The 18,725-nt window shown below is 65.3% G+C and carries 15 protein-coding genes; 12 read left to right on the top strand and 3 right to left on the bottom strand.

All coding sequences use genetic code 11. The features are described from left to right. The first annotated feature begins 24 nt into the window (after positions 1 to 24). From murD to lpxC, 10 genes are all read left to right on the top strand, one after another. Positions 25 to 1,536: a UDP-N-acetylmuramoyl-L-alanine--D-glutamate ligase gene (murD, locus tag AC3FJ6_RS21045; protein ID WP_488773578.1), complete on the top strand. Its 1,512-nt coding sequence runs from the start codon at positions 25 to 27 to the stop codon at positions 1,534 to 1,536. Next, the gene (ftsW, locus tag AC3FJ6_RS21040) at positions 1,533 to 2,774 is read left to right on the top strand and encodes a putative lipid II flippase FtsW (RefSeq protein ID WP_092601237.1); all 1,242 of its coding nucleotides are present in this window, start codon (positions 1,533 to 1,535) and stop codon (positions 2,772 to 2,774) included. The genes murD and ftsW overlap by 4 nt, the downstream gene beginning before the upstream one ends. Further along, positions 2,771 to 3,841, top strand: coding sequence for an undecaprenyldiphospho-muramoylpentapeptide beta-N-acetylglucosaminyltransferase (murG, locus tag AC3FJ6_RS21035; RefSeq protein ID WP_488773577.1), 1,071 nt, complete (start codon positions 2,771 to 2,773; stop codon positions 3,839 to 3,841). The genes ftsW and murG overlap by 4 nt, the downstream gene beginning before the upstream one ends. Positions 3,842 to 3,851: 10 nt before the next feature. Then, positions 3,852 to 5,267: a UDP-N-acetylmuramate--L-alanine ligase gene (murC, locus tag AC3FJ6_RS21030; RefSeq protein WP_400391246.1), complete on the top strand. Its 1,416-nt coding sequence runs from the start codon at positions 3,852 to 3,854 to the stop codon at positions 5,265 to 5,267. After that, positions 5,264 to 6,247 carry a D-alanine--D-alanine ligase gene (locus AC3FJ6_RS21025; protein ID WP_488773576.1) on the top strand — a complete coding sequence of 328 codons (984 nt, stop codon included), beginning with the start codon at positions 5,264 to 5,266 and terminating at the stop codon, positions 6,245 to 6,247. Before murC ends, AC3FJ6_RS21025 begins: the two co-directional genes overlap by 4 nt. Before the next feature lie 37 nt (positions 6,248 to 6,284). Then, entirely contained in the window at positions 6,285 to 7,187 is a 903-nt protein-coding gene (locus AC3FJ6_RS21020) for a cell division protein FtsQ/DivIB (RefSeq protein WP_488773575.1), read from the top strand. Beyond that, positions 7,184 to 8,416: a cell division protein FtsA gene (gene ftsA / locus AC3FJ6_RS21015; protein WP_061955279.1), complete on the top strand. Its 1,233-nt coding sequence runs from the start codon at positions 7,184 to 7,186 to the stop codon at positions 8,414 to 8,416. The genes AC3FJ6_RS21020 and ftsA overlap by 4 nt, the downstream gene beginning before the upstream one ends. Positions 8,417 to 8,612: 196 nt before the next feature. Next, a complete protein-coding gene (gene ftsZ, locus AC3FJ6_RS21010; protein ID WP_092601247.1) occupies positions 8,613 to 9,803 on the top strand; it encodes a cell division protein FtsZ in 1,191 nt (396 codons plus the stop codon). A gap of 404 nt (positions 9,804 to 10,207) precedes the next feature. Continuing rightward, positions 10,208 to 10,714: a peroxiredoxin gene (locus AC3FJ6_RS21005; RefSeq protein WP_488773574.1), complete on the top strand. Its 507-nt coding sequence runs from the start codon at positions 10,208 to 10,210 to the stop codon at positions 10,712 to 10,714. A gap of 154 nt (positions 10,715 to 10,868) precedes the next feature. Continuing rightward, on the top strand, positions 10,869 to 11,786 hold the full coding sequence (gene lpxC / locus AC3FJ6_RS21000; RefSeq protein WP_153947194.1) for a UDP-3-O-acyl-N-acetylglucosamine deacetylase: 918 nt from the start codon (positions 10,869 to 10,871) through the stop codon (positions 11,784 to 11,786). A gap of 73 nt (positions 11,787 to 11,859) precedes the next feature. Here lpxC and AC3FJ6_RS20995 read toward each other — a convergent pair whose 3' ends face one another. From AC3FJ6_RS20995 to AC3FJ6_RS20985, 3 genes are all read right to left on the bottom strand, one after another. After that, positions 11,860 to 12,564: a hypothetical protein gene (locus tag AC3FJ6_RS20995; protein WP_488773573.1), complete on the bottom strand. Its 705-nt coding sequence runs from the start codon at positions 12,562 to 12,564 to the stop codon at positions 11,860 to 11,862. A gap of 31 nt (positions 12,565 to 12,595) precedes the next feature. After that, positions 12,596 to 13,768: a M20 aminoacylase family protein gene (locus AC3FJ6_RS20990; RefSeq protein ID WP_488773572.1), complete on the bottom strand. Its 1,173-nt coding sequence runs from the start codon at positions 13,766 to 13,768 to the stop codon at positions 12,596 to 12,598. A gap of 253 nt (positions 13,769 to 14,021) precedes the next feature. Continuing rightward, complete coding sequence (locus AC3FJ6_RS20985; protein WP_400397169.1) at positions 14,022 to 14,525, bottom strand: DciA family protein; 504 nt, start codon at positions 14,523 to 14,525, stop codon at positions 14,022 to 14,024. A gap of 105 nt (positions 14,526 to 14,630) precedes the next feature. Between AC3FJ6_RS20985 and AC3FJ6_RS20980 the strand changes: the two genes are divergently transcribed. Both AC3FJ6_RS20980 and secA read left to right on the top strand, forming a co-directional pair. Beyond that, complete coding sequence (locus AC3FJ6_RS20980) at positions 14,631 to 15,575, top strand: M23 family metallopeptidase (RefSeq protein WP_488773571.1); 945 nt, start codon at positions 14,631 to 14,633, stop codon at positions 15,573 to 15,575. Between the two features lie 243 nt (positions 15,576 to 15,818). Further along, the gene (secA, locus tag AC3FJ6_RS20975) at positions 15,819 to 18,608 is read left to right on the top strand and encodes a preprotein translocase subunit SecA (protein WP_400392302.1); all 2,790 of its coding nucleotides are present in this window, start codon (positions 15,819 to 15,821) and stop codon (positions 18,606 to 18,608) included. The last annotated feature ends 117 nt before the right edge of the window (positions 18,609 to 18,725 follow it).

The raw sequence follows: 18,725 nt of genomic DNA, 5'->3' as shown, positions 1-18,725 counted from the left end.
TCTATATATAGGCAGGAAATCGAAGTGTTTGGCGTGTTGCAGAAACCTCATGTGCTGGTACTTGGCCTCGGTGAATCGGGGCTGGCCATGGCACGCTGGTGCGGCCTGAACGGCTGCCGCGTGCGCGTGGCCGACACACGCGAGGCGCCCGCCAACCTTGCCTTCCTGCAGGCCGAGCTGACCACGGCGCAGTTCGTGGGCGGCCCGTTCGCCGAAAGCCTGCTCGACGATATCGGCCTGGTGGCGATCAGCCCCGGCCTGTCGCCGCTGGAAGCCGGCACGAAGGCGCTGCTCGATGCGGCCCAGGCGCGCGGCATCCCGGTCTGGGGCGAGATCGAACTGTTCGCCCAGGCGCTGGGCTATCTGGAAGCCACGTCGGGCTACGCGCCGCGCGTGCTGGCCATCACCGGCACCAACGGCAAGACCACCACCACGGCGCTGACCGGCCGGCTGATCGAGCGCGCGGGCAAGACCGTGGGCGTGGCCGGCAATATCAGCCCGTCGGCGCTGGACAAGCTGTCGGCCTGCATCGCCAGCGCCACGCTGCCCGATGTCTGGGTGCTGGAGCTGTCGAGCTTCCAGCTGGAATACACGTTCTCGCTGGCGCCCCACGCCGCGACGGTGCTCAACGTCACGCAGGATCACCTGGACTGGCACGGCAGCATGCAAGCCTATGCCGCCGCCAAGGCCCGCATCTTCGGCCCGGATGGCAAAGGCTGCGTACAGGTGCTGAACCGCCAGGACAAGCTGACGCTGGACATGGCCCGTCCGGGCGCGACGCCGGTCACCTTCGGCACCGACCTGCCCGAGACCGCCGGCAGCTACGGCGTACTGCGCGACGGCGGCATGCCGTGGCTGATCGTGGCCGAGCCCGATACGGAAGCCGAACCGGAGCAGAAGCCGCGCCGCCGCAGGAGGGACGAGGCGGTCACGGAAGCCGTGCCGGTGCGCCACAAGCGCCTGATGCCGGCCGATGCGCTGCATATCCGTGGCCTGCACAACGCCACCAACGCCATGGCGGCGCTGGCGCTGTGCCGGGCGATCGACCTGCCGCTGAACGCGCTGCTGCATGGCCTGCGCGAGTATCGCGGCGAGCCGCACCGCGTGGAGTGGGTGGCGACCATCGATGAGGTCGAGTACTTCGACGACAGCAAGGGCACCAATGTGGGGGCCACCGTGGCCGCGCTGAACGGGCTGGACAAGCGCGTGGTGCTGATCGCCGGCGGCGAAGGCAAGGGCCAGGACTTTTCTCCGCTGGCCGCGCCGGTGACGCAATATGCACGCGCCGTGGTGCTGATCGGCAAGGACGCCGGCGCCATCCGCGAGGCACTGGCCGCCACGGGCACGCAGATCATTGACGCCGCCACGCTGGAAAAAGCGGTCGAGAAATCGGCGGGCCTGGCCGAAGCGGGCGATGTCGTATTGCTGTCGCCGGCCTGTGCCAGCCTCGACATGTTCCGCAATTACGTGCATCGCGCGCAGGTGTTTCGCGGCGCGGTGGAAGAACTGGCCCTGTCCCGGGGGATCATGCCATGAGCGACTCGCAGGTCAAGCGCAGCGGATTCATCGGCGCCACCATCGGCAACGCCTGGGGTGGCCTGCGCGACGCGGTGTCGGGCGTCAAGCCAACCCGTTCGCGGATGATGGAGTACGACCAGCCCCTGCTGTGGGTGGCCATCGTGCTGCTGACGTTCGGCCTGGTGATGGTCTATTCGGCATCGATCGCGCTGCCCGACTCGCCGCGCTACGCCAACTACCGCGAGGCGCACTTTTTGGTGCGCCATGCGTTCGCGCTGTTCATCGGCCTGTCGGTGGGCCTGGCGGCGTTCCAGGTGCCGGTCAAGGTGTGGGACAAGTACGCGCCCAAGCTGTTCATCATCGCGCTGGTGCTGCTGGTGCTGGTGCTGGTGCCGTTCGTGGGCAAGGGCGTGAATGGCGCGCGGCGCTGGATTCCGCTGGGCGTGATGAACTTCCAGCCGTCGGAACTGATGAAGCTGGCCGTGGTGCTGTACGCGGCCAACTACACGGTGCGCAAGCAGGAATGGATGCAGACCGTCAGCAAGGGTTTCCTGCCGATGGGCGTGGCGGTGGTGGTGGTGGGCATGCTGCTGCTGCTGGAACCCGACATGGGCGCGTTCCTGGTGATCGCGGCCGTGGCCATGGGCATCCTGTTCCTGGGCGGCATCAACGGCAAGCTGTTCGCGGGCCTGGTGGGCGTTGCCGTGGGCGCGTTCGCGCTGCTGATCACGGCATCGCCCTGGCGCCGCGAGCGGATCTTTGCGTACCTGAACCCGTGGGAAGAGAGCAACGCGCTGGGCAAGGCGTATCAGCTGACGCACTCGCTGATCGCCTTCGGCCGTGGCGAATGGACGGGCGTGGGCCTGGGCGGCAGCATCGAGAAGCTGCACTACCTGCCCGAGGCGCATACCGACTTCATCCTGGCGGTGATCGGCGAGGAATTCGGCTTTATCGGCGTGCTGGTGATGATCGTGCTGTTCTACTGGCTGGTGCGCCGCTGCTTCAACATCGGCCGCACCGCGCTGCAGCTCGACCGCACGTTTGCCGGGCTGGTGGCCAAGGGCATCGGCGTGTGGGTCGGCTGGCAGACCTTCATCAACATGGGCGTGAACCTGGGCCTGCTGCCCACCAAGGGACTGACGCTGCCGCTGGTGAGCTACGGCGGCTCGGGCATCCTGATGAACTGCGTGGCGCTGGCGATCGTCCTGCGGATCGACTACGAAAATCGAGTGTTGATGCGCGGAGGGAAGGTATGACCGACCGCACCCTTCTCGTCATGGCTGGCGGCACCGGGGGACACGTGTTCCCGGGGCTGGCGGTCGCGCGCGCGCTGCGCGACGAGGGCTGGCGCGTGGTCTGGCTGGGTAATCGCTCGGGCATGGAAGCCACGCTGGTGCCGAAGCATGACATCCCGATGGAGTACATCCAGTTCGGTGGCCTCCGCGGCAAGGGCCTGGTGACCAAGCTGCTGCTGCCGCTGAACCTGCTGCGCGCGTTCTGGCAAAGCATCGGCGCGCTGCGCAGGGTGAAGCCCGACGTGGTGCTGGGCATGGGCGGCTACATTACGTTCCCGGCCGGGATGATGGCGTCGCTGCTGGGCCGGCCGCTGGTGCTGCATGAGCAGAATTCCATCGCCGGGCTGGCCAACAAGGTGCTGGCCAAGGTGGCCGACCGCGTGCTGTGCGCGTTCCCGGACGCGCTGCCGGACAGCGAATGGACCGGCAACCCGGTCCGCGCCGAACTGGCGGAGATCCCGGAGCCGGCGTCTCGCTACGACCATCGCACCGGACCGCTGCGCATCCTGGTGGTGGGCGGCAGCCTCGGCGCGGCGGCACTGAACGACGTGGTGCCGAAGGCGCTGGCCTTGCTGCCCGAGGCCACCCGGCCGACGGTGAAGCATCAGGCCGGCGCGAAACAGATCGACAAGCTGCGCGCCAACTACGTGGCGGCGGGCGTGGCCGGCGAGACCGTGCCATTTATCGACGACATGGCGGCGGCCTACGCCGACGCCGACCTGGTCATCTGCCGCGCTGGCGCGATGACGGTCTCGGAAGTGGCGGCCGCCGGGGTGGCCGCGCTGTTCGTGCCGTTCCCGCACGCGGTGGACGACCACCAGACCACCAACGCCAGCTTCCTGTCGAAGCAGGGTGCGGCGTTGCTGGTGCAACAGAACGCATTGACCGCGGAGGGCCTGGCGCAAACGATCGCCGGCCTGGACCGCGGCCAGTTGAAGGACATGGCGCGCGCGGCGCGCAGCCTGGCCAAACCTGAGGCAACCCGGCGCGTGGCCGAGATCTGCCGGCAGGTGGCGGGCGAAAAATGAAACGGAAGCAATGAAGCATATCGTCAAGAACATCCACTTCGTAGGCATTGGCGGGGCCGGCATGAGCGGCATCGCCGAGGTCCTGCTGAACCTGGGCTACAAGGTCTCGGGCTCCGACATGGGCAGCAACGCTGCCACGCGGCGCCTGGCCTCGCTCGGCGCCCGCGTGTGCCACGGCCATGATGCGGCCAATGTGGAAGGCGCCAACGCCGTGGTCGTGTCGACCGCGGTGACCCACGACAACCCGGAAGTGCTGGCCGCACGCGCCAAGCGCATTCCGGTGGTGCCGCGCGCCGTGATGCTGGCCGAACTGATGCGCCTGAAGCAGGGCGTGGCCATCGCCGGCACGCACGGCAAGACCACGACCACCAGCCTGGTGGCGTCGGTGCTGGCCGAGGGCGGGCTCGACCCGACCTTCGTGATCGGCGGCCGGCTGAATTCGGCCGGCGCCAACGCGCGCCTGGGCACGGGCGACTTCATCGTGGCCGAGGCCGACGAGTCCGATGCGTCGTTCCTGAACCTGTTCCCGGTGATGGAAGTCATCACCAATATCGACGCCGACCACATGGACACGTACGGGCATGACTTTGCCCGTCTAAAGCAGGCGTTCGTGGAATTTACCCAGCGCCTGCCGTTCTACGGCATTGCCGTGCTGTGCGTGGATGACCCGAACGTGCGCGAGATCATGCCGTTCGTGTCCAAGCCCGTGGTGCGCTACGGCTTTGCCGAGGATGCCCAGATCCGCGCGATCAACGCCCGCGCGGTGGATGGCCAGATGCATTTCACGGTGCTGCGCCAGCTCAACGGCCACGCCGAACCGCCGCTGGACGTGGTGCTGAACCTGCCGGGCCTGCACAACGTGCAGAACGCCCTGGCCGCCATCGCCATCGCCACCGAACTGGAGGTGCCCGACGCCGCCATCGTCAAGGCGCTGCGCGAATTCCACGGCGTGGGCCGCCGCTTCCAGCGCTACGGCGAGGTGGCGACGCCCGATGGCGCCGGCACGTTCACGCTGGTGGATGACTACGGCCATCACCCGGTGGAAATGGCCGCCACGCTGGCCGCCGCGCGCGGTGCATTCCCGGACCGCCGGCTGGTGCTGGCCTTCCAGCCGCACCGGTTCACGCGGACGCGCGACTGCTTCGAGGATTTCGTGAAGGTGCTGGGCACCGTCGACGCGCTGCTGCTGGCCGAGGTGTATGCGGCCGGCGAGGCGCCCATCGTGGCCGCCGACGGCCGCGCGCTGACCCGCGCGCTGCGGGTGGCCAACAAGGTAGAACCCGTTTTTGTGGAACAGATCGAAGACATGCCCCAATCGATCATGGATGCCGTGCGACCTGGCGATGTGGTCGTGACCATGGGTGCCGGCACGATCGGTGCGGTGCCGGGACAACTGGTGTCGCACCAGGCGGGAGGTCAGCAATGAGCTTCGTGGCGCATCCCAATATCGATCCGAAATCGCTGGGCAAGGTTGGCGTGCTGCTGGGCGGGCGCTCGGCCGAGCGCGAAATCTCGCTGATGTCCGGCAACGGCGTGCTGGCGGCACTGCAGTCGCGCGGCGTGGACGCCCACGCGTTCGACCCGGCGCTGCAGTCCGTGGCCGAACTGGCCGCGGCGAAGTTCGACCGCGTCTTCATCGCGCTGCATGGCCGTTACGGCGAGGACGGCACGATGCAGGGCCTGCTGGAACAGCTGGGCGTGCCCTATACGGGCAGCGGCGTGCTGGCGTCGGCGCTGGCCATGGACAAGCAGGCCACCAAGCGCCTGTGGATGACGCACGGCCTGGCCACGCCGCGCTTTGCGATGCTGTACGCCGATACCGATTTCGACGCCGTGGTGCGGGATCTGGGCCTGCCGCTGATCGTCAAGCCGGCCCGCGAGGGGTCGTCGATCGGTCTGACCAAGGTCACCGACGCCGGTCAGATGCGCGAGGCGTTCGAGAAGGCGGCGGGGCTCGATGCCGACGTCATCGCCGAGACGTTCATCGATGGCGACGAGCTGACCTGCCCGGTGGTGGGCGAGGGCGCAACGGCCGAAGCACTGCCCGTTATCAAGATTGTCGCGCCCGAGTCCAACTACGACTATCAAAATAAGTACTTTACTGACGTTACCCAATACCTGTGCCCGTCAACTTTGCCCGAGGCACTGGAGAACGAAGTGCGGGCGCTGGCCGTCGAAGCGTTTCGCGTGCTGGGTTGCCGTGGCTGGGCCCGTGCGGACGTCATGCTGACCCGCGACGGCCGCCCGCATCTGCTCGAAATGAATACGTCGCCCGGCATGACCGGCCATTCGCTCGTGCCGATGGCGGCGCGCGCGGCGGGCATCAGCTACGAGGATTTCGTGATGCAGGTGCTGGCCGCCGCGACGCTCGACCTGCATCCGAACGAGCACTGGAAACCCGAATAACCGCATCACCAACGGCTGACCGCCCCACCAAACGACCATGTGGCACAACGCGCGCCTGCTCAACCTGATCGCCTCAGCGCTCTATGCGCTGGTGGCGCTCATGGCGCTTGGCGCCGGCCTGTTGTGGCTGGCGCAGCGGCCCGTGTTCGCCATTACCCACGTGGAACTGACGTCGCTGGACGGCAGCCAGCTGCGCCACGTGAACGCGCCGAGCGTGCGGGCCAACGCGCTGAACAAGCTGTCGGGCAATTTCTTCACGCTCGACCTGAACGCGGCGCGCCAGGCGTTCGAGTCGGTGCCCTGGGTGCGCCATGCCAGCGTGCGGCGCGAATGGCCGAACGGCCTGGCGGTACAGGTGGAAGAGCACGAGGCGCTGGGCACGTGGGGCGGGTCGGACAGCGGCCGGCTGATCAATACCTACGGCGAGGTATTCGTGGCCAACACGGCCGAAGCCGAGGAAGACGCCCAGTTGCTGGCGCTGGACGGCCCGCCGGACAGCGAGGAAGACGTGGTCGAGAAGCTGGAGACCATGCGCGAGTGGTTCAAGCCGATCAAGGCCGAACCGCTGGCCGTGGCCCTTTCCGGCCGCTATGCCTGGCGGGCGAAGCTGTCCAACGGCACGGTGATCGAGTTCGGGCGCGAGCAGAACGACGAGGATCGCGCCGCCATGGAGGCGCGGGTCAAGCGTTTCGTGGCGTCGTGGCCGCAGTTGACCCAGCAGTGGGGCAAGCAGATCGAGTACGCCGACCTGCGGTATCCCAACGGTTTTGCCATCCGCACGGCCAGCGTGCGCTTCCTGACCGAAGCCCAGGCGCAGGCGGCGGCCAAGGCAGCGGCCAAGGCGGCAGCGGGTGCGGCAGGTTCCCAGGCGGCTTCGGCCGGCAACACCAACAACAATCCGACGCGACTCAAGAGTAAGAACGCGGAGAAAACTCGATGAGCAAGGAATACAAGGACCTTCTGGTCGGTCTCGACATCGGCACCTCGAAGGTGGCGGCCGTGGTGGCGGAACTGCGCCCCGACGGCAGCTATGAGGTCATCGGGATGGGCCAGTCAGAGTCCAAGGGTTTGAAGAAGGGGGTCGTGGTCAACATCGAGGCCACCGTGCAGTCGATCCAGCGGGCGCTGGAAGAGGCCGAACTGATGGCCGATTGCAAGATTGCCGAGGTGTTCACGGGCATTGCCGGCAGCCATATCCGCAGCTTCAACTCCAGCGGCATGGTGGCGATCAAGGACAAGGAGGTCACGCAGACGGACGTGGCCCGCGTGATCGAGACCGCCAAGGCGGTGAACATCCCGACCGACCAGCAGATCCTGCACATCCTGACGCAGGAATTCATCATCGACGGCCAGGAAGACGTGCGCGAGCCCATCGGCATGAGCGGCATCCGCCTGGAAGTGAAGGTGCATATCGTCACCGGCGCGGTCAGCGCGGCGCAGAACATCGTCAAGTGCGTGCGCCGTTGCGGCCTGGAAGTGCATGACCTGATCCTGCAGCCGCTGGCGTCGAGCCTGGCGGTGCTGACCGAGGACGAGAAGGAACTGGGCGTGGTGCTGGTCGACATCGGCGGCGGCACCACCGACATCGCCATCTTCAGCGAGGGCGCGATCCGCCATACGGCCGTGATCCCCATCGCCGGCGACCAGATCACCAACGACATCGCGATGGCGCTGCGCACGCCGACGCCCGATGCCGAGGACATCAAGATGCAGTACGGCATTGCCAAGCAGGCGATCGCCGACCCGGAAGACATGATCGAGGTCCCCGGCGTGGGCGACCGCGGCACGCGCACGCTGAGCCGCCAGGCGCTGGCCGCCGTGATCGAGCCGCGTATCGAGGAGCTGTATTCGCTGGTGCACCAGGTGGTGCGCGAGTCGGGCTACGAGGAACTGCTGTCGTCGGGCGTGGTGATTACCGGCGGTACGGCGATGATGCCGGGCATGGTCGAGCTAGGCGAGGACATTTTCCTGAAGCCGGTGCGCGTGGGCGTGCCCGAGTACCGCGGCAATCTGCACGAAGTCGTGAAGAGTCCGCGCTATTCGACCGTTATGGGGCTGCTGCAGGAAGGCTGCGTGCAGCGCATGCGCGGGCGCAAGGTGGCCGTGCAGAGCGGCCAGGTGAAGCAGGTGTGGACGCGCATGAAGGAATGGTTTGTCGGCAACTTCTGAGCCGCAAGCTTGTCAGGACTTTTTTAAGTGTGACGATCCTGTTGCAGTCAGCCGAACGGATCGTGGCACGTTGAGCAGGTCAAGCAGTTTTGCTGCGGTATTGGCTAGTCGTTTTTTGATGGTTTCTTGTTCAGAAACCAAGGGTTGCGGCGGGGAGGCTGCAGCGTTTGGGGACTGATTTTTCTCGGAGGCAGTGATGGACTTTGACATGATCGAAACGGAGATTCAGGACGGCACCATCATCAAGGTGGTGGGCGTGGGCGGTGCAGGCGGCAACGCCGTGCAGCACATGATCAGCCGTGGGGTGCAGGGCGTGGAATTCATCTGCATGAACACCGATGCCCAGGCGCTGAAGCGTTCGAGCGCATCGCGCGTGCTGCAGCTTGGCAATTCCGGGCTGGGTGCCGGCGCCAAGCCTGAAGTGGGCCGCAACTGCGCGGAGCAGGCGCGCGAACAGATCGCCGATTCGCTGCGCGGCGCCCACATGGTCTTCATCACTGCCGGCATGGGCGGCGGTACCGGTACCGGTGCTGCGCCGATCGTGGCGCAGGTGGCCAAGGAAATGGGCATCCTGACCGTGGGCGTGGTGAGCAAGCCGTTCGACTTCGAAGGCGCGCGCCGCGCCAAGGTGGCCGAACATGGCTCGGGCGAGCTGGAATCGTCGGTGGACTCGCTGATCGTTGTGCTCAACGAGAAGCTGTTCGAAGTGATGGGCGACGACGCCGAGATGGACAAGTGCTTCCAGTGCGCCGATGACGTGCTGCACAACGCCGTGGCCGGCATCGCCGAGATCATCAATGTCGATGGTCTGGTGAACGTCGACTTCGAAGACGTGAAGACGGTGATGGGCGAGCAGGGCAAGGCCATGATGGGCACGGCAACCGTGTCGGGCGTGGATCGCGCCCGCCTGGCGGCCGAGCAGGCCGTGGCCAGCCCGCTGCTGGAAGGCGTGGACCTGTCCGGCGCGCGTGGCGTGCTGGTCAACATCACGGCCAGCCGTTCGCTGAAGCTGTCGGAAACCAAGGAAGTCATGAACACGATCCGCAGCTATGCCGCGGAAGACGCGACCGTGATCTTCGGTACGGTGTACGACGACTCGATGGGGGACGCCCTGCGCGTGACCGTGGTGGCCACGGGCCTGGGCCGTTCGGCCAAGAAGCAGCAGCCGATGACGCTGCTGAAGACCGGCACGGACAACATCCCGGTGCAGATGATGGCAGGACTGACGGCCGCGCCGGCCCATGCATCGCCGGACTACAGCAACCTGGATACCCCGGCGGTGTGGCGCAGCTCGCGTGAGTCGGCATCGGCTCACGTGGCGGCGTTGCAAGAAAAGGGTGTGGATACGTACGACATCCCGGCCTTCCTGCGCAAGCAGGCGGACTAAGTTGGGAACCGGCAGGGCAGCGGCATCCGCCGCGCGCCTGGCAGGCTGTCAGCGGTCCGTCACGCATCGCCTGGGCGCTCCCTATCCGCCCGGCGTTTGCCTGGACTGACGTCACCCGTCAGTGCGTGCGGCTGCGCCGCGCCACGCCACATGTTGTCCGTCGCATCCCGTTGCCGGGCAGGCAGGCCATCGGCCGCCTCCCCGGACTGGTTTCCCGCCCCCGGCGGCGGGATGTCTCCGTCCGCGCGGCGCGCTGACCTAACGCGCCGCGCGGCGTTTCGAATCCCAAGGTAATTCCTGCTGCACCCGCATGCCGCGCCGCTTGGTGGCGACGGCATCCGCCCCTATGATGCAGGCAGGTTTTTCCGATACACGCCAGACCCCACGCTGGAGGATTGTCCAAAATGATCGCCGTTGGCCAGCGCGTCCCCGACGCCACGTTGTACGAGTTCTTTGAAACCGAGACCGGCGGCTGCGCGCTGGGCCCCAATGCCTTTCCGGTGGCCGAACTGGTCAAGGGCAAGAAGATCGTGGTGTTCGGCCTGCCCGGCGCATTCACGCCCACCTGCTCGGCCAAACATGTGCCGGGCTTCGTCAAGCTCAACGACCAGCTGCGCGCGGCTGGCGTGGACGAGGTCTGGTGCCATGCGGTCAACGACGCCTTCGTGATGGGCGCCTGGGGCCGCGAGCAGAAGACCGATGGAAAGGTCCGCATGATGGCCGACGGTGCCGCACAGTGGGCAAAGGCGCTCGGCCTGGACCAGGACCTGAGCCAGCGCGGCCTGGGCGTGCGCGCCAAGCGTTATGCCATGGTCATCGACGATGGCGTGGTGACGCACCTGGCCGTGGAAGAACCGGGCGAATTCAAGGTCAGCAGCGCCGAAGCGGTTCTGGAAGCGTTGCGCGCCTGACACGAAGCGTGTCAGTAAAGGTGATGTATTGGGCGCTTCATTAACATTGCATAACACCCGGACACAAAGTGGTGCAGCGCAATACATCCAGTAATGGTAGTATCGCGTTATTGGAAATCACGCCCAATAGCTTTTAATAATAGTTGAGGCCGTCATGCTCAAACAGCGCACTATCAAATCCGTGGTGAAGACGGTCGGCATCGGTTTGCACTCGGGTCGCAAGGTGACGCTGTCGCTGAGGCCGGCCCCCGCCGATACCGGCATCGTCTTCACGCGCGTCGATCTGCCCGAAGCGGTGGAAATTCCGGTGGCCGCCAGCGCCATCGGCGACACCCGTCTGGCGTCGGTCCTGCAGAAGGACGGCGCCCGCGTTTCGACGGTCGAGCACCTGATGTCGGCCTGCGCCGGCCTGGGCATCGACAACCTCTACGTCGACGTCGACGCCGAGGAAATCCCGATCATGGACGGCAGCGCGGCTTCGTTCGTATTCCTGCTGCAGTCCGCGGGCATCGAGGAGCAGCCGGCCGCCAAGCGTTTCATCCGCGTCAAGAAGGCGGTGGAAGTGCGCGAGGGCGACAAGCTGGCCCGCCTGGAGCCGTTCTTCGGTTTCAAGCTCGCGTTCACGATCGACTTCCGCCATCCGGCGGTCGACAAGACCGGCCAGACTTTCTCGATCGACTTTGCCGATACGAGCTATGTCCGCGAAATCGCCCGTGCCCGCACGTTCGGCTTTGCCCACGAGGTGGAAGCGTTGCGCGAGATGGGCCTGGCCCGTGGCGGCAGCCTGGACAACGCCATCGTGCTCGACGAGCACCGCATGCTGAACAACGAGGAACTGCGCTACGGCGACGAGTTCGTGCGTCACAAGATCCTCGATGCCATTGGCGATCTGTACGTGGTGGGCCATCCGCTGATTGGCTCGTACGTTGCCCACAAGTCGGGCCACGGTCTGAACAACCAGCTGCTGCGCGCACTGCTGGCCGACCAGGAAGCCTACGAGATCGTGACCTTCGACAAGGTCGAGGAAGCACCCACGGCTTTCCTGCCGCAGGCGCAACCGGCGTTTGCCTGATCGACCATAGCGGTTCCGCCAGATTGAAAAACCCCCGTTCGTGAGAGCGGGGGTTTTTTGTTGGGATCGCCGATCAGGCCGGCATGGGTTTCGCAGGCTTGGGGCCTGCAAGGGCCAGCACGATACCCAGGGCGACACCAAGCAATGCCGCAAACAGGATCTGGAAATCGGGGGGCAGCAGGAAGGTCAGTCCATGGGCGGGAATCCAGAAGAACGGAATGGTCTTCTTGAACACGAAGCCCCACTGCGTCTGCCAGTCGAGCGCCTTCAGGTGTTCCGCGACGGCAATCGGCCGGTATAGCGACCGCAACGAGCCGTGATGGCGGACGATATGCATGTCCGTGACCTTGTGGGCGGTCATCATGACCGGCGAGAAGGTCAGGTTCAGCAAGGTGCTGATAATCAGGGCGCCCACCAGTTTGAGCATCGTGAAACCGCCCGCCATGGCCGCGACGATGCCGTCGATGCCCAGGTATTCCGCAAAATAGGGCGAGCCGACGGCAAAGACCTTGAACGCCATGCTGATGAACAGGCCGAGAATGCCCCAGACGATCATTCTCGGCAGGATGCCGAACCCCTTCCTGAAATAATGCCCGGTGCGTATGCGCTGCCCGATGACCTCGCCCAACGTCGCCAGCACGCCAAACTTGATAAACGCCATGACCATGCCGTGCTGCCCGTTGAAGCTCTTGTAGGCATCGAGCCATGCCGGGAACACCGCGAACGGCAGAAGTATCAGGCAGAGCAGCGCGACCAGCGCCAGATCCTGTGTTTTCATGGGATAACCTCGAATCCAGCCTGAATGGGGCCTACTTCAGGTATCGCTCGGTCAGCGCGCACCAGTATGCGGCGGCAGGCACCAGGCATTTGTCGTTGAAGTCATAACCGGGGTTATGCACCATGCAATAGCCCGGCTCGTCGCCCCCGCCGATCAGCATGTAGCTGCCATTTGGATTGGCTTCGAGCATGAACGCAAAATCCTCGCTGCCGGGTAGCTGAGGCGCGTCGGTATGGACCTTGTTCCTGCCAAACACGTCCTCCGCGACCTCGGCGGCGAACTCGGTGGCCTGGTCGTCATTGACCAGCACCGGGCTGCCGTTCACGTGAAAGACTTCTGCAGTCGCGCCAAAACTCTGCGCCTGCAGCTGGGCGACTTCGCCGATCCGTTTGAGCAGCAGGGTGCGGATGGACGGATTCAACGACCGGACGCTCAGTTTCATGAGGGCCTTGGCGTTGATGATGTTTGGCGCTTCTCCGGACTGGATGCTGCCGATGGTGATAACCGCCGCCTCGAACGGCGACACATTACGCGAGACAATGGTTTGCAGCGCGGTGCCGATATGGCAGGCAACCAGCGTGGCATCGACCGTTTTCTCCGGAATCGCACCATGCCCGCCGACCCCGGTAATCTCGATATGCAAGGTGTCGGACGATGCCATGAATGCGCCCTTCCTGAAATAGAATTCGCATTCCTTGAATCCCGGCATGTTGTGCATGGCGAAAATCGCATCGCAGGGAAATTGCTCGAACAATCCGTCATGCACCATGACTTTGCCGCCGTAAAGCAATTCCTCGGCCGGCTGGAAAATCAGATGCAGCGTGCCGTCGAAATTCCGGGTCTTTGCCAGATATTCCGCCGCACATAACAGAATCGCGGTATGTCCGTCGTGGCCGCAGCCGTGGAATTTGCCGGGAACGGTGCTGCTCCATTCCTTTTGGCTGTTTTCGGCCATCGGCAAGGCGTCCATATCGGCGCGGATGCCCAGGCGCCTGCTGCCATTGCCCACCTTCAGCGTGCCGACCACGCCGGTCCGGGCCAAGCCGCGATGGACCTCGTAGCCCCAGCCTTTTAGCATTTCTGCTACAAGATCGCTGGTCCGGGTTTCCTCGAATCCGATTTCCGGGTGTTGGTGGATCTGACGCCGAATTCGGATAAATCTGTCTTCGCTTTCGGAAATGGCTTTCAGAATGCGCTGGTACATGATGTTTCTCCTTTGGACAATGCAAAGGGTCGTGATGTACGCCCGAGCCCATTCTATGAGCCGGAAAGCTTGATCAAATTGCCCGGCGTCATGGTTTTGACGACAGCGGGCCCGATGCGCGGTTCGCGCACCGGTACATCAAAATCGCGGGGAAATATCAGGATTTGCGATGACCGTCGCATCTGCCCGATTGGCGCAATGATGCGGGATTATCGTGATGGGCTCGACTGAAGCGTTTTGGGGCTTTCGGTCTTCAGCGGTGACGCGCCAGCAATGCCTGCACGGCGTCCTTCAGCGGCGAATCCTCCAGGGTGCGCGCCAGTGCGTCCATGCTCTGCATGCCGGCTTGCGACAGATTCTGCGTGCGCGGCTTGCGCTCGACGGGCTCGGTGTCCCAGTCGCCGCGTCCCACCTCGGGTTGTACCCGTACCCGGATTGCAGTAACCTGCGAGCCTCGTTGTTGCAACCGGGAAAGCAATGTGGGCACCACTTGCCTGACCCGTGCGGCGGCCGCGCCATGGGCGGCCAGCAACAGCAGCGTCTGCTCCGCCTGCGGGCCCCGGTTGTCGGTCTTGATGCCGCCCACCGCAATGCCGCTGCGCAGGGCCGGTGGCAGCAACGCAAAGACTTCCGCTTCCAGTGACGCCAGTTGCCGCGCGGTCTGCATCAGCGCGGAAACCGGGCCGGACTTGGCCAGCCAATCATTGAGAGGCTTGGCGTTCGGGGTCTGGTGAGCGTGGTGGGTGAACAAGCGCATGCAAGCATTCTAGCGCGCAATCCTTGCCCGTCCGAGAGCCGGGATGCGATGCCTGCCAGCGCGCCGGTGCCTCGATGGCGCCGTCCTTGAAATTGGGGAACGGTCATGCAGATCATCGTGCTGCATCCGCGCGAGCCGCGGGTGTTTCGCTTCCAGTTGACGCGGGCGCGCCTCGTGCTCTTCGGCCTGGCGCTGTGCGCGCTGGTGGCGGCGGCCTCGTCGGGTTTGACCTGGCTGGTTGCCCGCAATGCGTCGGCGCCGGAAATCACCCGCCAGGCGCGGGACAATGCGTACTTGCGCGAGAACCTGGCCGTGATGGCCACCCGGCTGGGCGAACTGCAGGCCCAGATGGTGCGCCTGGACGCGCTCGGCGAGCGCGTGTCCGGCCTGGCCGGCATCTCCCCCCAGGATTTCGATTTCCGCCATCGGCCGGCGCGCGGCGGCCCGGCCCACCCCGCACAGTCCAGCGACCTGACGATGCCCGAGCTGAGTGACGAACTGGCGCGGCTGGGCCGCCAGGCCGACCATCGCGTCGACTATTTCGACATGATCGAGACCGCGCTGATGGATCGCCAGTTGCGTGAGCGCCGCCAGCCCAGCGTGCTGCCGGTGGCGTCGGGCTACGATGGATCGAGCTTCGGCGCGCGCATCGATCCCTTTAGCGGCCGCCGCTCGCAGCACGATGGCGTGGATTTCGTCGCGCCCGCCGGCACGCCGGTCGTGGCCGCCGCAGGCGGGGTGGTGGTGGCCGCCGAATGGCACCACGAGTACGGCAACATGATCGATATCGACCATGGCAACGGCCTCAAGACCCGCTACGCCCACGCGTCGAAAGTGCTGGTCAAGGCCGGCGACCTGGTCCGGGCGGGCCAGCCGATCGCCTGCGTGGGCAGCACGGGCCGCTCCACAGGGGCGCACCTGCATTTCGAGGTCCATGTGAACGGCGTGCCACGCAACCCGGGCGGCTTCCTGACCGCCGCGGTGCCGGTGCCGGCGCAGTTCCCCCTGGCGGCTGCCCCTGCGCCGGCCGACCGGCGCGCCATCCGATGACGACCACCGGCCGCCATCGGGCCCGATGGCCGGAACATTGAAGCCGCCGCGTCTGTCCCAACCTGCTGCACGGGCCGCCGGTCAATGGGGCCGGGCTGTTGCACCTGTACAGAAACTGTGCTGGTGACAGGTCCGGTCAGGACATCGGCACATGATAAACTCGGCGTTTTGCGCCAATCTACCCATTCCTCGCGCGGATTTGGCGGGTCTCGTACCGGTCTGCCGCGCAGGTGAAAGCACTCGATGATCACGGGCCTTCTCAAGAAAGTCTTCGGCAGCCGCAATGAGCGGCTGATCAAACAATATCGCCGCACGGTCACGCAGATCAACGCGCTCGAGCCGAAGTTCGAGGTGCTTTCGGACGACGAACTGCGTGGCATGACCGAGACGTTCCGCCAGCGCCATGCCGGCGGCGAATCGCTCGAATCCCTGCTGCCCGAAGCCTTTGCCGTGTGCCGCGAAGCCAGCAAGCGCGTCATGAAGATGCGCCACTTCGACGTGCAGATGATTGGCGGCATGGTGCTGAACGACAACAAGATCGCCGAAATGCGAACCGGCGAAGGCAAGACGCTGACCGCCACGCTGCCCGTGTACCTGAACGCGCTGACCGGCAAGGGTGTGCACGTGGTGACGGTGAACGACTACCTGGCCCAGCGTGACGCCGAGTGGATGGGGCGCCTGTACAACTTCCTGGGGCTGTCGGTGGGTGTGAACCTGTCGCAGATGCCGCACGACCAGAAGCAGGTGGCCTACAACGCCGACATCACGTACGGCACGAACAACGAGTTCGGCTTCGACTACCTGCGCGACAACATGGTCTACGACCCGTCGCAGCGCGTGCAGCGCCCGCTGCACTATGCGATCGTCGACGAAGTGGACTCGATCCTGATCGATGAGGCGCGTACGCCGCTGATCATCTCGGGCCAGGCCGAGAACCAGACCGACCTCTACCAGCGCATGAACGGCATTCCGAAGCTGCTCGAGCGCCAGATCGGCGAGGAAAAGGCCGATGGCACGGGCGTCGAGAAGCCCGGTGACTACTACGTGGACGAGAAGGGCCACCAGGTCTACCTGACCGAGGCCGGCCACGAGAAGGCCGAGCAGATCCTGGCCGCGCAAGGGCTGATCGGCGAGGGCGAATCGCTCTACGCGCCGCAGAACATCACGCTGATGCACCACCTGTACGCCGCCCTGCGTGCGCAAAGCCTGTTCCATCGCGACCAGCACTACGTGGTGCAGAACGACGAAGTGGTGATCGTCGACGAATTCACGGGCCGGCTGATGACGGGCCGCCGCTGGTCCGACGGCCTGCACCAGGCCGTGGAAGCCAAGGAAGGCGTGACGATCCAGCAGGAAAACCAGACGCTGGCCACCATCACGTTCCAGAACTACTTCCGCATGTACGAGAAGCTGGCCGGCATGACTGGCACGGCCGATACCGAAGCGTACGAATTCCAGGAAATCTACGGCCTGGAAGTGGTTGTAATCCCGACCAACCGCCAGGCCCAGCGCAAGGACCTGCAGGACCAGATCTACAAGACGTCGAAGGAACGCTACGACGCCGTGGTGCGCGATATCCGCGACTGCTACGAGCGTGGCCAGCCGGTGCTGGTGGGCACGACGTCGATCGAGACGTCCGAGTACCTGTCGGACCTCCTGAACAAGGAAAAGCTGCCGCACCAGGTGCTGAACGCCAAGCAGCACGAGCGCGAAGCCGAGATCGTGGCGCAGGCCGGCCGGCCGAAGATGATCACGATCGCCACGAACATGGCCGGTCGCGGTACCGACATCGTGCTCGGCGGCAACGTCGAGAAGCAATCGGGCTTCATCCAGGCCGACCCGAACCTGTCGGATGCCGAGAAGGCCGCCAGGATCGCGCAACTCGAAGGGGAATGGCAGTCGCTGCACGAGCAGGTCAAGGCATCGGGCGGCCTGCATATCGTGGGCACCGAGCGTCACGAGTCGCGCCGGATCGACAACCAGCTGCGGGGCCGTGCCGGCCGCCAGGGCGACCCGGGTTCGTCGCGCTTCTACCTGTCGCTGGACGACCAGCTGCTGCGCATCTTCGCCGGCGACCGCGTGCGCGCGATCATGGAACGCCTGAAGATGCCCGAGGGCGAGCCGATCGAGGCCGGCATCGTCACGCGTTCGATCGAATCGGCACAGCGCAAGGTGGAAGGCCGCAACTTCGACATCCGCAAGCAGCTGCTGCAGTATGACGACGTGGCCAACGACCAGCGCAAGGAAATCTACAAGCTCCGTAACGACGTGCTGGAAGCCAAGGACGTCGGCGACATGGTGGCCAACCTGCGCGAAAGCGTGATCGTGGAAATGTTCCGCGACTACGTGCCGGCTGAAAGCATGGAAGAGCAGTGGGATATCGCCGGGCTGGAGCAGCGTCTGCGTGACGACTGGAGCCTGGACGTGCCGCTGGCCAAGACCATCGAGGGCGCCCAGAGCATCGAGGACGAGGAGCTGCTGAACCTGATCCTGAAGACCGCGCGCGAGACCTACGACGCCAAGGTGGAACAGGTTGGCCGCGATTCGTTCGCGGGCTTCGAGCGGTCGGTCATGCTGCAGAGCATCGACACGCACTGGCGCGAGCACCTGGCCGCGCTGGATCACCTGCGCCAGGGTATTCACCTGCGCGGCTACGCGCAGAAGGACCCGAAGCAGGAATACAAGCGCGAGTCGTTCGAACTGTTCGCCCGCCTGCTGGACGTCATCAAGAACGAAGTCACGCGCGTGGTGTTCAACGTGCAGATCCAGTCGCCGGAGCAGCTGGAGCAGGCATCCGAGGAAATCGAGGAAGGCCTGTCGCACCTGGCCAACGTGCAGTACAAGCACGACGAATTCGCCGACGGCGGCGAGCCGGTGGAAGAGGCGTCGCCGCGCAGCAGCACGGCAGCCGCCGCGATGGCCGCGATGGGCGGCGACGTGGCGCTGGCCGGCATGCCCAAGGTTGGCCGCAACGACCCCTGCCCGTGCGGATCGGGCAAGAAGTTCAAGCAGTGCCACGGCAAGCTGAGCTGAAGCCGGCCCGCCACTGCCGGTGACGCGCCCCGAGCGGCGCGTCATCGACCGAATCCCTGGACATGCCCGCTTGAGCCGACCGCTCAAGCGGGCATGTTCATCAGGTGCATCACACAA

Source organism: Cupriavidus sp. 94F1 (genome assembly GCF_057798875.1).
Note: the sequence above shows the minus strand (reverse complement) of the source record. Positions and strands in the feature narration are given on the sequence as shown.